8 protein-coding genes, 2 tRNA genes and 3 rRNA genes are annotated in these 13,440 nt (G+C 44.7%); 11 read left to right on the top strand and 2 right to left on the bottom strand.

The window, feature by feature from the left end:
- Nucleotides 1-39 precede the first annotated feature (39 nt).
- Nucleotides 40-591, top strand: coding sequence for a GyrI-like domain-containing protein (locus JMX03_RS11000; RefSeq protein WP_201596768.1), 552 nt, complete (start codon nucleotides 40-42; stop codon nucleotides 589-591).
- Between the two features lie 72 nt (nucleotides 592-663).
- Complete coding sequence (locus JMX03_RS10995) at nucleotides 664-1,131, top strand: GyrI-like domain-containing protein (RefSeq protein ID WP_201596766.1); 468 nt, start codon at nucleotides 664-666, stop codon at nucleotides 1,129-1,131.
- A gap of 82 nt (nucleotides 1,132-1,213) precedes the next feature.
- Here JMX03_RS10995 and dapE read toward each other — a convergent pair whose 3' ends face one another.
- Both dapE and JMX03_RS10985 read right to left on the bottom strand, forming a co-directional pair.
- Nucleotides 1,214-2,431: a succinyl-diaminopimelate desuccinylase gene (gene dapE, locus JMX03_RS10990; RefSeq protein WP_201596764.1), complete on the bottom strand. Its 1,218-nt coding sequence runs from the start codon at nucleotides 2,429-2,431 to the stop codon at nucleotides 1,214-1,216.
- A gap of 41 nt (nucleotides 2,432-2,472) precedes the next feature.
- Nucleotides 2,473-3,228, bottom strand: coding sequence for a 2OG-Fe(II) oxygenase (locus JMX03_RS10985; RefSeq protein ID WP_201574075.1), 756 nt, complete (start codon nucleotides 3,226-3,228; stop codon nucleotides 2,473-2,475).
- A gap of 128 nt (nucleotides 3,229-3,356) precedes the next feature.
- On the opposite strand from JMX03_RS10985, the gene JMX03_RS10980 reads away from it, so the two are divergent.
- The 9 genes from JMX03_RS10980 to JMX03_RS10940 all read left to right on the top strand — a co-directional run bounded on the left by JMX03_RS10980 (nucleotide 3,357) and on the right by JMX03_RS10940 (nucleotide 13,374).
- The gene (locus tag JMX03_RS10980; RefSeq protein ID WP_201596762.1) at nucleotides 3,357-4,241 is read left to right on the top strand and encodes a 23S rRNA (adenine(2030)-N(6))-methyltransferase RlmJ; all 885 of its coding nucleotides are present in this window, start codon (nucleotides 3,357-3,359) and stop codon (nucleotides 4,239-4,241) included.
- Between the two features lie 10 nt (nucleotides 4,242-4,251).
- Entirely contained in the window at nucleotides 4,252-5,154 is a 903-nt protein-coding gene (gene pssA / locus JMX03_RS10975) for a CDP-diacylglycerol--serine O-phosphatidyltransferase (protein WP_201596760.1), read from the top strand.
- A 240-nt stretch (nucleotides 5,155-5,394) separates the two neighbouring features.
- Entirely contained in the window at nucleotides 5,395-5,877 is a 483-nt protein-coding gene (locus JMX03_RS10970) for a hypothetical protein (protein ID WP_201596758.1), read from the top strand.
- Nucleotides 5,878-6,625: 748 nt separating this feature from the next.
- Nucleotides 6,626-8,164, top strand: a 16S ribosomal RNA gene (locus tag JMX03_RS10965).
- A gap of 159 nt (nucleotides 8,165-8,323) precedes the next feature.
- Nucleotides 8,324-8,400 (top strand) — tRNA-Ile (locus JMX03_RS10960).
- 7 nt (nucleotides 8,401-8,407) lie between these two features.
- A tRNA-Ala gene (locus JMX03_RS10955) sits at nucleotides 8,408-8,483 on the top strand.
- Nucleotides 8,484-8,838: 355 nt separating this feature from the next.
- Nucleotides 8,839-11,695, top strand: a 23S ribosomal RNA gene (locus tag JMX03_RS10950).
- Nucleotides 11,696-11,811: 116 nt separating this feature from the next.
- Nucleotides 11,812-11,926 (top strand): 5S ribosomal RNA (gene rrf / locus JMX03_RS10945).
- The 16S, 23S and 5S rRNA genes sit together here with 2 tRNA genes alongside, the layout of an rRNA operon.
- Nucleotides 11,927-12,045: 119 nt before the next feature.
- The gene (locus JMX03_RS10940) at nucleotides 12,046-13,374 is read left to right on the top strand and encodes a hypothetical protein (RefSeq protein ID WP_201596756.1); all 1,329 of its coding nucleotides are present in this window, start codon (nucleotides 12,046-12,048) and stop codon (nucleotides 13,372-13,374) included.
- Nucleotides 13,375-13,440: the final 66 nt, after the last annotated feature.

Raw genomic sequence — 13,440 nt, 5'->3', positions numbered from 1 at the left:
TCAAATAAAAACTATATAAATAAATAGGATAGGAAGCACATGACTTCACAAACCAAAGAGCTATCCGAAGCGATAGTTTGTAAAGGTATCAGTGTTCGTACCACGAATAACGCAGAAATCAGCTTTGACACTGCTAAATTGGGTGGGTTGTGGCAAAAGTTTTATCAAAACCATGTGGAGCATCTCTCTGAAGGTGAGGATATTTACGGTGTTTATCATAACTACGAGAGTGATGATCTAGTAGGCGCTTTCGATGTAGTGGCCAGCTGGAAAGTAAAAAGTGAGCCAGTAGAAGGGCAGGATAGTGACGAAGACAGTAATGAAGACAGTAACGTTCTTAGTGCTGAAAACATCCTTAGCGCTGCTCATTCTAGCGACGTCGTAACAGTGGCTATTCCTGCAGGGAGGTATCTGGTCTTCTCAGAAAAGGGCAGCATGCCAGATACGGTCATGGATGCTTGGGAAAAAGCTTGGGAATATTTTAATAACCCTAGCTGTGAGCATACACGGTCTTATAATGTCGATTTTGAACATTATATCGGTGGCAATCTAGAGTATGGGCAAGTGGATCTTTATATTGGTATCGAATAAAGGTATTAAAAAAACAGACCCTGATAAGCAACACACCTTACACTTTAGACAAATACTACAATAGAGACTCTAATGACCATTAATATCAAAACGCTCACTGAAACGATAGCATGCCAAGGCTTAACTATCAGAACCACCAATCAACAAGAATTGAACCCAGTTACTGCGAAACTTGGCACATTATGGCTATCATTCTATCAAAATATTTTCTCTAAACTACCAGCAGGTAGCGCCGCTTATGGTATTTATCATAATTACGAGAGCGATGCGCATGGTGCCTTTGATGTGACTGCCAGTTGTGAGCAACATACAGCGTTGACTAGTGATGGAAGTTTAGATTTAACAGTCGTGACCATTCCAGCAGGCAAGTACGTGGTATTTAGTGAGCAAGGGGCGATGCCTATCGCTGTGATTACTGCTTGGCAAAAGGCATGTGCTTATTTTAATGACCCAAGTTGTGAGCATAATCGATTGTATAACGTCGATTTTGAACACTATGTCAGCCAATCACAAGTAGATGTCTATATTGGTATAGAATAAAATTATCAAAACACAAGGTTTTAGAACGAAAAAAGCGTTACTTATCCAATAAGTAACGCTTTTTTGTTAGAGTGACACAGAGTTAATCCAGCAATAAATGCTCCAAAATTCCTTCATATATTTGTGCCAATTTACCCAAATCATCGACCTCTACTTTTTCATCAACCTGATGGATGGTGGCATTACGCACACCAAGCTCAACGACTTGTGCACCAGTCGGCGCGATAAAGCGTCCGTCCGATGTACCGCCAGAGGTTGACAAGGTAGTGTCAATGTCAATCACCTTTTTAATCGCTTGCTGGCATGCTGAAACCAATTTACCTTCAGCGGTTAAAAACGGTTGACCAGATAATTTCCAATCAATGTCATAACTGGCTTTGCTGTCTTTGAAGTGCTTGTCAAAGATGGCGTGAGTTTTTGCTTTTAATTCATCTTCCGTCGTTTCAGTAGAAAAGCGGAAGTTAAAGATAACTTCAAGCGTCTCAGGAATGACATTGGTTGCGCCCGTGCCACCATTGATATTTGAGATTTGAAGTGAAGTCGCAGGGAAGTAATCGTTACCAGCATCCCATGTCGCAGCCGTTAATTCAGCCAATGCTGAGGTAGCGGCATGGATAGGATTAGACGCAAGGTGCGGATAGGCGACGTGACCTTGCTTGCCAGTGACGGTGAGCACTGCGCCCAACGAGCCGCGGCGACCGTTTTTGATAATGTCGCCAAGAGTGTCGGTACTTGATGGTTCACCAACGAGACAGTACGTGATTTTTTCGTTACGCGCTTCCAAGGTTTCTATGACTCTGACCGTCCCATTAATGGACGGGCCTTCTTCATCTGAGGTGATTAAAAAGGCGATAGAGCCGTTGTGTTCAGGGTGGTTAGCGACGAAACGTTCGGCTGCGATGGTAAAAGCGGCAATGCCTGTTTTCATGTCAGCAGCGCCGCGAGCCCATAGGTAGCCATCTTTGAGGGTTGGCGTAAATGGCGGATAGGTCCAATTATCGACATCGCCAGTTGGCACGACATCAGTATGACCAGCGAAGCAAATAACCGGGTCGGCTGTACCACGGCGCGCCCATAAGTTCTTAACTTCAGCATGTTCACCAGTCTTATCTCTCTCACCAAAATACATAAACTCACAGTCAAAGCCTGCTTGCTCTAGTCGCGCTGACAATATGTCTTGGCAGCCATCATCATTTGGCGTGACTGAGGGGCGTTCGAGTAGAGCGATGCTTAAATCCAGTGCTGCTTGTTGATGGGTTGCTTGTTGATAGGTCGCTGATTGGCTATTAGAGTCGGACATGAATGAACCTTTTATCTTTTAAACTGTATTAGGGTTATTTATTAATTATCATTTTCGACAAAGGGCACCAAACCATCTCGGCGCATCCATGTCGCGATAGAGTAGCGCTGGCGATGGGCAATTTGCACTTGATGCTGCAGGTCACTATTGAATATGATTAAGCGATTGGCGACTGGCATAATCGTATGGTGGGCCCCGTGATTATCAATGATTTCTACTGCGCCGCCATCATCAGCTGTCCAGTCATCATTGAGATAAAACACTGCCGAAATAACGCGTTCATCACGTCCAGCAGGATTGTCACTATGCCATTGATAGCCAAAGCCAATGGGATAACAAGCGTAATGCGCTTCACTATGGCGAATACCAGCGAACAAGCTACGATTCAACAGCACACCAAGCGCATTGATACTCTGCATATAAAAATAGCCAGCAAAGAAGTTTTCTGTGATCCAGCGGATTTTATCACCGCGAATATCACTAACACGTACACCCGTCGTTAACTCTGCATCACGGTAGTCTATAAAGCCGCTTTCCGCTTGTAGGGCTAATAGTGCCGTATTGTCAAATACGTCATCAATAACTATCCAGCCGTCGTTCACCAACTTATCAAGCTGTGAGTCAGTCAGCCTATTTTCCCAGTTCACTGCAAAATCAGATAAAGTAAGCGTATCTTGGGTAAGTGGCTCGTCCTTCGCCTCATCTACAGGAGGCATAAGTAATGGTGGATTATCTAGACCTATCGGATTATCAACCACTAGGTCTGTCACATTAAGGTTGCTATTAATCTGTGTCATTTCACCTCGCCATTGTCGATTAGTGATCAATCAACGCCTTTTTACCAAAACCATCGTTATCTTTTACTCTGCCTATGCTACCATAGATGCAATTTTTCTCACTTAAACTTTTCAGATTATGAATAATTATGAACTATAAACACGCCTACCACGCTGGTAACTTTGCTGATGTGGTTAAACACATTTTATTAGTACAACTATTGAACCAATTAGGGCAAAAAAACAAACCTTTTTATGTTCTCGACGCCTATGGTGGCCGTGGACTGTATTCACTTAGCAGTGAAGAGGCGCGCAAAACTGGAGAAGCCGAAGGCGGCATCAAAGCTTTGTCACAAATCGACGATGCCGATATGGCGAAAGCGCCAGCCGCTGTCAAAGATTATATGGAAGGCATGAAGCAAGCCAGATTCACCTATGATAGTAAAGTCTATCCTGGTTCACCATGGTGGATTGCCCATCATGTCGAAAAAAACCCAGATGCAGGCGTACGCGGTGAAGCCTTTGAAGCCAAAGCCAGTGAATATGATGCGCTTAACTATCAGCTATACAAGCTACCGATTGGTATTCATCATCGTGATGCGTTTGAAGGGATTACGGCAGTGGTTCCACCAGCTGAGCGCCGTGGGTTAATATTTTTAGACCCTCCGTACGAGCAAGAGCACAAAGACTTTACCCGTCTTATCAATCTGTTGGTCGCGGCTTATAATAAATGGCCACAAGGTACTTATGCGCTTTGGTTCCCAATCAAGAATATCGATGCGGTAGAGTTGTTTTACAAAAAGCTTAAACGTACTGAGATGAGACGTCAGTTGGTTTGCGAGCTTAATATCTATCCGAATGATATCGCTGTCGGTCTTAATGGTACTGGCATGCTGATTATCAATCCGCCATGGCAGTTTGATAATCATGCCCGTGAAATTTTACGCTTTTTGCAACCCTATCTCAAAGTTGCGGATGCTCCAGATTTGACTCCTGATAGTGCCACCAATGTGCGCTGGTTGGTTGGAGAATAAGGAAACTGTTATGACCACTGAGCATCCATCAAACAAGCTGCCAAAAGATAGCGCGTCACATGATCTTTTGTTACAGGAGAGCGCTGCGACTCAGCCACCTTTTGCTGATGAGCATGAGTTCAATCTACGCTTAGCAGATAATGATGACTATGAAGGCTTGACGTTTGAGGTAATCGAAACAGAGGTCGCTGAAGGTAAGCAAGTGGTCAGTCGAGGGGTTTATCTGGCACCTAACTTGATCACTACTTTGTCATTGTTGTCAGGGTTTTATTCTATTTTAGCCAGTACTCAAGGCGAGTTTTACAAGGCATCATTGGCGATCTTTTTATCAGCCATCCTTGACGGTGCTGATGGTAGAGTTGCACGAATGCTCAATGCTCAAAGCCCATTCGGCGAGCAGTACGACTCTCTAGCTGACATGTTGGCTTTTGGCGTTGCTCCAGCTATTTTGGTTTATAGTTTCGCTTTGCAGCCATTAGGTCGCCTTGGTCTTGGTTGTGCTTTTGTTTTCACCGCTTGCGCAGCTTTCCGTCTCGCCCGTTTCAACGTGCAGATTGGTGAGGTCGATAAAGAGTACTTCGTTGGGCTGGCAAGTCCTCTGGCAGCAATCTTGGTGACGGCTGCCGTGATGGTCGCGGTTGACCATAATGAGTGGGTTGGGCAATACGATGCGCTGGTAATGGGCTTGTTCGCTATGTGGATAGTTGTCTGTGGTCTGCTCATGGTCAGTAATGTAAAATATTATAGCTTTAAAGAGTTCGATAAAAAACGAGTACCGTTTGTCGTGCTTATCATTGGGGTATTGGTGATGAGTATTGTATTGTACGATATTCCTGTGGGTATTTTAGCCATTGGCATCATTTATGCGTTATCAGGAATCATCACCACAATTAAGTCTAAAGTGAAGAGCTAAAATTATAGACAGCAAATGATTATAGAAAGGGGCTTACCAATAGGTGAGCCCCTTTTTTTATGGTTGTCAATATTACTATCTGATATAAACTGAAGGTGCTTCCATTGAGAATCTGAGACATACTATTAGGATCTGTTGCTACTTATTTTGACAGCCGAGGTTACTATGACTATACCTAAAACCCATCGCGGACTTTTTTGCCATTCAAAGTGGTTATATACATCACTGCTAATGCTATCTATGGCGTCTGCCTCTATTTATGCTGGTAATGCTCAGGCATCAGCAAGTTATCAGCCAACTTCCAAACCCTCGAATCTGATCACACGGGCAGAAGCGGCTAATCCTAACAATTTTAAATTTATAAGTGTCAATGGTCGCACGGCCACTTATGCCTCAGCTCCCTGTCCTGTAGAAACGGGACTGATTGCTTGTGGTCTGCAAAAGCTGCATTTGATTAATGGCGGTGCTGCAGAAGTGGATGCTGACTACGACTTGGCACAAACCTTTTTGTTCCCATCAAAATCGCAGCCAGGCGTAGCAGTGGTGATAATTACTCGTTCTGATCTGATGGATGACAGTGTTAGTGCCGAGCGCTACCGGATAAGCTTTAAGTCAGAAGAGAAACCATTGGGATTGGATTGGAACTGGGTGCAGTACGGCGTGCAGTATAAGTGCGCGCGTGGTGACAACGCAGGCCAATGGACGAAAAGCCTTTGTCTTTAAAATAGTTAAGGTGAGGATTTGTTAGCTATAACAAGCAGTTAGCGGAAAACCTCATCGTTATAGTAGAGTAATCTGAATTATTTAGAGGTTACCCCTTGACCCCCTATTAAAACCGAGTATAATGCCACCCAGTCGAAAGGGAAGGCAGATTGGAGTGGATTACCACTTATTAATAATAGCGTAGCTATTGCCCAATCAGCTGATAGTTTGCAGTTTTATCTGAACTACCTAGGTAGTTGGATAAAAACTTTCAAACTAAATAAAATTACCCCTTGACTTAACCATTTAAACGTCTATAATACGCAGCTCATCAGGACAGGGCAATGGTAGAAGCGAGAGCTAATAACCGTCTAACCTGTTGAAGTTAAATAAAATAACAGCTTGACAACCCAATCCATTGTGATATGATAGTCGGCTCGCCAATCAAGAAAAGACGTATTGTCTAAGTAATAATTGGTCAGATATTTTATACAGAACACTTATCTACTGGACGACAGTAGCTTGACACTATTTAAAAGCATAACTAAAGAACAACTTGTGTGGATTTTTGCTGACACAGAATGCTAAAAAATAAAGTTGTGAGACCTCGTTTATCTGGGGACTTATAACTATAAAAATTATCATTCTTTAAAGCAAGAAAACTCAAAGTTAATTCATTACGAACATAATTTAGAGCGACGAGCCAGAAAAGAATGAGCCAAGATTAGGAGTCATCTTACTATTTATAGTGAAGACTTCAAGCAAGATTAAACTGAAGAGTTTGATCATGGCTCAGATTGAACGCTGGCGGCAGGCTTAACACATGCAAGTCGAGCGGTAACAGGAGAAGCTTGCTTCTCGCTGACGAGCGGCGGACGGGTGAGTAATACTTAGGAATCTACCTAGTAGTGGGGGATAGCTCGGGGAAACTCGAATTAATACCGCATACGACCTACGGGAGAAAGGGGGCAGTTTACTGCTCTCGCTATTAGATGAGCCTAAGTCGGATTAGCTAGATGGTGGGGTAAAGGCCTACCATGGCGACGATCTGTAGCTGGTCTGAGAGGATGATCAGCCACACCGGGACTGAGACACGGCCCGGACTCCTACGGGAGGCAGCAGTGGGGAATATTGGACAATGGGGGCAACCCTGATCCAGCCATGCCGCGTGTGTGAAGAAGGCCTTTTGGTTGTAAAGCACTTTAAGCAGTGAAGAAGACTCTAGGGTTAATACCCCTAGACGATGACATTAGCTGCAGAATAAGCACCGGCTAACTCTGTGCCAGCAGCCGCGGTAATACAGAGGGTGCAAGCGTTAATCGGAATTACTGGGCGTAAAGCGAGCGTAGGTGGCTTGATAAGTCAGATGTGAAATCCCCGGGCTTAACCTGGGAACTGCATCTGATACTGTTGAGCTAGAGTAGGTGAGAGGGAAGTAGAATTCCAGGTGTAGCGGTGAAATGCGTAGAGATCTGGAGGAATACCGATGGCGAAGGCAGCTTCCTGGCATCATACTGACACTGAGGCTCGAAAGCGTGGGTAGCAAACAGGATTAGATACCCTGGTAGTCCACGCCGTAAACGATGTCTACTAGTCGTTGGGTCCCTTGAGGACTTAGTGACGCAGCTAACGCAATAAGTAGACCGCCTGGGGAGTACGGCCGCAAGGTTAAAACTCAAATGAATTGACGGGGGCCCGCACAAGCGGTGGAGCATGTGGTTTAATTCGATGCAACGCGAAGAACCTTACCTGGTCTTGACATATCTAGAATCCTGCAGAGATGCGGGAGTGCCTTCGGGAATTAGAATACAGGTGCTGCATGGCTGTCGTCAGCTCGTGTCGTGAGATGTTGGGTTAAGTCCCGCAACGAGCGCAACCCCTTTCCTTAGTTACCAGCGGGTTAAGCCGGGAACTCTAGGGATACTGCCAGTGACAAACTGGAGGAAGGCGGGGACGACGTCAAGTCATCATGGCCCTTACGACCAGGGCTACACACGTGCTACAATGGTAGGTACAGAGGGCAGCTACACAGCGATGTGATGCGAATCTTTTAAAGCCTATCGTAGTCCGGATTGGAGTCTGCAACTCGACTCCATGAAGTAGGAATCGCTAGTAATCGCGGATCAGAATGCCGCGGTGAATACGTTCCCGGGCCTTGTACACACCGCCCGTCACACCATGGGAGTTGATTGCACCAGAAGTGGTTAGCCTAACCTTCGGGGAGGCGATCACCACGGTGTGGTTGATGACTGGGGTGAAGTCGTAACAAGGTAGCCGTAGGGGAACCTGCGGCTGGATCACCTCCTTATAGACGCATTCGGTCAGCAAGAATTCACAACAAGTTGTTCTTTAGTTTAGTTTATTAGCTTAGTATGTAAGGTACTGCTAGCCAAGCTTATAGAGAATCCTATTTAAAGGATTCTCCTTGCGAAGCTAAAAAAGCAGTGCTTTTTTTACACGCTTCTCAGGGTCTGTAGCTCAGCTGGTTAGAGCACCGTGTTGATAACGCGGGGGTCAGTGGTTCAAGTCCACTTAGACCCACCATATATATGGGGCCATAGCTCAGTTGGTAGAGCGCCTGCCTTGCACGCAGGAGGTCAACGGTTCGACTCCGTTTGGCTCCACCACTATAAACGACATGCTTTAGATAGAATATTTAAATACGTATAAATAGAAACAAGTGATTCAGCCGAGACGGCATTGATTACTTCTTTCTGTTTTATACAGAATCTGTGACTTGACGAGAGCACAGAGACTATTTAAAAACATAGATATGAGTCTGGGTTAGTGATGACATGTTCACGTGTCGTCATTAACCTTAATAACTCACTACTTAACGACATCAGTTGTTATCCCAGTAGTGAGTTATTAAAAAAGTAAAGAGAACTGAATCAAGCGTAAACATAGGTGATATCGTTATAATTACGACAGACAACACTTAGTAATCAAACTCTTTAAGAGTAAGACTACTTGGGGTTGTATGGTCAAGTAATTAAGCGCACATGGTGGATGCCTTGGCAGTCAGAGGCGATGAAAGACGTGACAGCCTGCGATAAGCTTCGGGGAGGCGGCAATATCCTGTGATCCGGAGATTTCTGAATGGGGAAACCCACTTACCATAAGGTAGGTATCTTGTACTTGTACAAGAAGCGAACGAGGGGAAGTGAAACATCTCAGTACCCTTAGGAAGAGACATCAATTGAGATTCCCCTAGTAGCGGCGAGCGAACGGGGAGAAGCCGATTAATGCTAATGTAGAAGAACAGCGTGGGAAAGCTGACCATAGTAGGTGATAGTCCTGTATTCGAAACATTAGCGTTAACATATTAAGTAGAGCGGGGCACGAGAAATCCTGTTTGAAGATGGGGGGACCATCCTCCAAGGCTAAATACTCCTGACTGACCGATAGTGAACCAGTACCGTGAGGGAAAGGCGAAAAGAACCCCTGTGAGGGGAGTGAAATAGAACCTGAAACCGTGTGCGTACAAGCAGTGGGAGCCACCTTGCGTGGTGACCGCGTACCTTTTGTATAATGGGTCAGCGACTTATATTCTGTAGCAAGGTTAACCATTTAGGGGAGCCGTAGGGAAACCGAGTCTTAATAGGGCGTCTAGTTGCAGGGTATAGACCCGAAACCGAGTGATCTATCCATGAGCAGGTTGAAAGTGCCGTAACAGGCACCGGAGGACCGAACCCACTGTCGTTGAAAAGCCAGGGGATGACTTGTGGATAGGGGTGAAAGGCTAATCAAACTCGGTGATAGCTGGTTCTCCCCGAAAGCTATTTAGGTAGCGCCTCGGACGAACACCATTGGGGGTAGAGCACTGTTTCGGCTAGGGGGTCATACCGACTTACCAAACCGATGCAAACTCCGAATACCGATGAGTGATATCCGGGAGACACACAGTGGGTGCTAACGTCCATTGTGGAGAGGGAAACAACCCAGACCGCCAGCTAAGGCCCCAAATTCCTAGTTAAGTGGGAAACGAGGTGGGAAGGCATAGACAGCTAGGAGGTTGGCTTAGAAGCAGCCATCCTTTAAAGAAAGCGTAATAGCTCACTAGTCGAGTCGGCCCGCGCGGAAGATGTAACGGGGCTCAAACTAGGAGCCGAAGCTGCGGATTTGAATTTGTTTTCAAGTGGTAGGGGAGCGTTGTGTAAGCCTGTGAAGGTGTGTCGTAAGGCATGCTGGAGGTATCACAAGAGCGAATGCTGACGTGAGTAACGATAATGCGAGTGAAAAGCTCGCACGCCGGAAGATCAAGGGTTCCAGTCCAACGTTAATCGGGGCTGGGTGAGTCGACCCCTAAGGCGAGGCCGAAAGGCGTAGTCGATGGGAAATCGGTTAATATTCCGATACTTGTTTATGATGCGATGGAGGGACGGAGAAGGTTATGCCAGCCTGGCGATGGTTGTCCAGGTGGAAGGATGTAGGTTTATAGCTTAGGTAAATCCGGGCTATTTCATACCGAGATCTGATAGCAAGCTGTACTTGTACAGCGAAGTGGCAAATACCATGCTTCCAGGAAAAGCTTCTAAGCGATAGTCATAAACGAATCGTACCCTAAACCGACACAGGTGATCAGGTAGAGAATACCAAGGCGCTTGAGAGAACTCTGCTGAAGGAACTAGGCAAAATGGTACCGTAACTTCGGGAGAAGGTACGCTGCTGATGGTGAAGGACTTGCTCCGTAAGCTATTGGCAGTCGCAGATACCAGGCTGCTGCAACTGTTTATTAAAAACACAGCACTCTGCAAACACGAAAGTGGACGTATAGGGTGTGATGTCTGCCCGGTGCTGGAAGGTTAATTGATGGGGTTAGCGTAAGCGAAGCTCTTGATCGAAGCCCCAGTAAACGGCGGCCGTAACTATAACGGTCCTAAGGTAGCGAAATTCCTTGTCGGGTAAGTTCCGACCTGCACGAATGACATAATGATGGCAGCGCTGTCTCCAGCAGAGACTCAGTGAAATCGAAATCGCAGTGAAGATGCTGTGTACCCGCGGCTAGACGGAAAGACCCCGTGAACCTTTACTACAGCTTTACATTGAACTTTGACCTGACTTGTGCAGGATAGGTGGGAGGCTTTGAAGCAGACACGCTAGTGTTTGTGGAGCCAATCTTGAAATACCACCCTGGTCATGTCGGGGTTCTAACTCAGGTATAACAGTACCGAGGACAATGTATGGTGGGTAGTTTGACTGGGGCGGTCTCCTCCTAAAGAGTAACGGAGGAGTACGAAGGTGCGCTCAGAACGGTCGGAAATCGTTCATAGAGTATAAAGGCAAAAGCGCGCTTAACTGCGAGACCCACAAGTCGAGCAGGTACGAAAGTAGGTCTTAGTGATCCGGTGGTTCTGTATGGAAGGGCCATCGCTCAACGGATAAAAGGTACTCTGGGGATAACAGGCTGATACCGCCCAAGAGTTCATATCGACGGCGGTGTTTGGCACCTCGATGTCGGCTCATCTCATCCTAGGGCTGAAGCAGGTCCTAAGGGTATGGCTGTTCGCCATTTAAAGAGGTACGCGAGCTGGGTTTAGAACGTCGTGAGACAGTTCGGTCCCTATCTACCGTGGGCGTTGGAAATTTGAGAGGAGCTGCTCCTAGTACGAGAGGACCAGAGTGGACGAACCACTGGTGTTCGGGTTGTCATGCCAATGGCATTGCCCGGTAGCTACGTTCGGATGGGATAACCGCTGAAAGCATCTAAGCGGGAAGCCTACCTCAAGATAAGATTTCCCTAAAGAGCCGTTCAAGACTAGGACGTTGATAGGCAGGGTGTGGAAGCGCAGCGATGCGTGTAGCTAACCTGTACTAATTGCTCGTTTGGCTTGACCATACAACACCCAAGTGGTTTGTATACAAGTCTAATTATTTCGATATCACCTATTGCTTGATTCAGTCAAGTAGTGTGATAAGTCACATAAAACAACAGACTCATATCTAACCCCCTTTGCTGACGACAATAGCATGATGGAACCACCTGATCCCTTCTCGAACTCAGAAGTGAAACATCATAGCGCCGATGGTAGTGTGGCTCCGGCCATGTGAGAGTAGGTCATCGTCAGCTCTCTATTCCTAAAAAGCCCCCTCAATATTGTTGAGGGGGCTTTTTTTTGCGTGGAGATTTATTATTTTAATGGTATTATTAAAGATTAAGGGTTATATACTTTCCTAGGGATAATTTTAATGTCTTCTATTTTATTGGATAATGCAACAATCTCAAGCGTGCAACGGGCACTGGGGAAAGCTCCAACTAAAGAACCAGCTTTACTTGATATGGAACATGTTGCTCTTGAACGCTTTAGTGAGGCTTTTTTATTAAGTGATAACATAGTTGTTCCAGATACCTATAAAGCATCTTTAACATCTGCTAGAAAAAAAATGTTATCTGATCCTGTGTTTTCTTTTAAAACTGTTCTTAAAGAAGAAGATAATGACTTATTGACTATTTCTAAGTCCCTTTCTGAAGCATGGACTACAGCATTTAAGAGTGGATCTGACAGAAGTTTATTTTCTCAATATTTCGAACAAGCTAATGCTTTTAGTAAATTCATTTGGGAGCACTCGAGTTCGGAATTTTATTTAGTTTTTCGGACTATGGGTATTGAAAAAGAGAACCCTTTAATTGAGGCTTTTTTAGCGAGTCCAGCTGATTATAAGCTAGGTGAAGATTTTGAAATTCATGGTATTGACGGAAGACCTGTCAGCTGGAGAAAGTTATCACCACACGTTAAGCGAATGCTTTCAGTTATGGCGTGGTTAGGAACTCAGTATATATGGCACCAAGTATATGCTGCAAAACTAAACTTGACCTACATGTCCCATCCACTAAGAGATTTTTTTTCGTATGACTTCCTTGATCGTTTGAATTCTGGCTCAAACAACTCTACTGATTTTGCTAAATCTTTCAATGTCGGTATGAAGGGGTTTAAAAAGAGTATGCTTCAAACATATAGCGACTTAGATTTAGTTCCTAGCTCAGACGAACTTCAGCTTCCTAATTTCATACCTATGCTAGTGAAAGAATGTACTGATGGACAAGAATATCTCGAAGCACTTTCTTATTACCGGAGTAATTCAGAAGTGCAGGAAATACGAGAGAGAATTACTGAAATAGAAAGAGATATGGAACAAGGACGATATCAGAAGCATTCTAAAATGGTTAGTGAAATCATGTCTGTTGGAGATAATCTTTTAAAGTCTAAAGGTGTAGATCTTAGATTTATAAAGTTAGCTCCTCCAACGAAAATTCTTGGTATTTCAGTTTCTGGAGATGATGCTGTAAAGCTTCCAATTCCTTCTTACTTATATAAACAATATTTTGTTGGAAGGAGGTATCGCTCATTCGTGAGAAAGATTATGAATGAGTTGTCAATGCCTTCACAATATGGTGCTTTAAAAGATCGCCTAAATGGATATGCTTGGATTGAAGAAGATCAAATGCCTAAATTCTATTTAAAACAAGATCAAATGCCTTCTTTATTCCATAAGCCATTTACTAAATCTGCTTTATGAAAGTGGTAAGAAATACTATTAACTACCATAGCTTTATTATACAAATAAAATATATTATTTAGATGA

Source organism: Psychrobacter fulvigenes, assembly GCF_904846155.1.
GTDB lineage: Bacteria > Pseudomonadota > Gammaproteobacteria > Pseudomonadales > Moraxellaceae > Psychrobacter > Psychrobacter fulvigenes.
Note: the sequence above shows the minus strand (reverse complement) of the source record. Positions and strands in the feature narration are given on the sequence as shown.

Coding starts and splice junctions, on each gene's coding strand:
- JMX03_RS11000 (WP_201596768.1), top strand. CDS start 40: ATGACTTCACAAACCAAAGAGCTATCCGAAGCGATAGTTTGTAAAGGT.
- JMX03_RS10995 (WP_201596766.1), top strand. CDS start 664: ATGACCATTAATATCAAAACGCTCACTGAAACGATAGCATGCCAAGGC.
- dapE (WP_201596764.1), bottom strand. CDS start 2,431: ATGTCCGACTCTAATAGCCAATCAGCGACCTATCAACAAGCAACCCAT.
- JMX03_RS10985 (WP_201574075.1), bottom strand. CDS start 3,228: ATGACACAGATTAATAGCAACCTTAATGTGACAGACCTAGTGGTTGAT.
- JMX03_RS10980 (WP_201596762.1), top strand. CDS start 3,357: ATGAACTATAAACACGCCTACCACGCTGGTAACTTTGCTGATGTGGTT.
- pssA (WP_201596760.1), top strand. CDS start 4,252: ATGACCACTGAGCATCCATCAAACAAGCTGCCAAAAGATAGCGCGTCA.
- JMX03_RS10970 (WP_201596758.1), top strand. CDS start 5,395: ATGGCGTCTGCCTCTATTTATGCTGGTAATGCTCAGGCATCAGCAAGT.
- JMX03_RS10940 (WP_201596756.1), top strand. CDS start 12,046: ATGTCTTCTATTTTATTGGATAATGCAACAATCTCAAGCGTGCAACGG.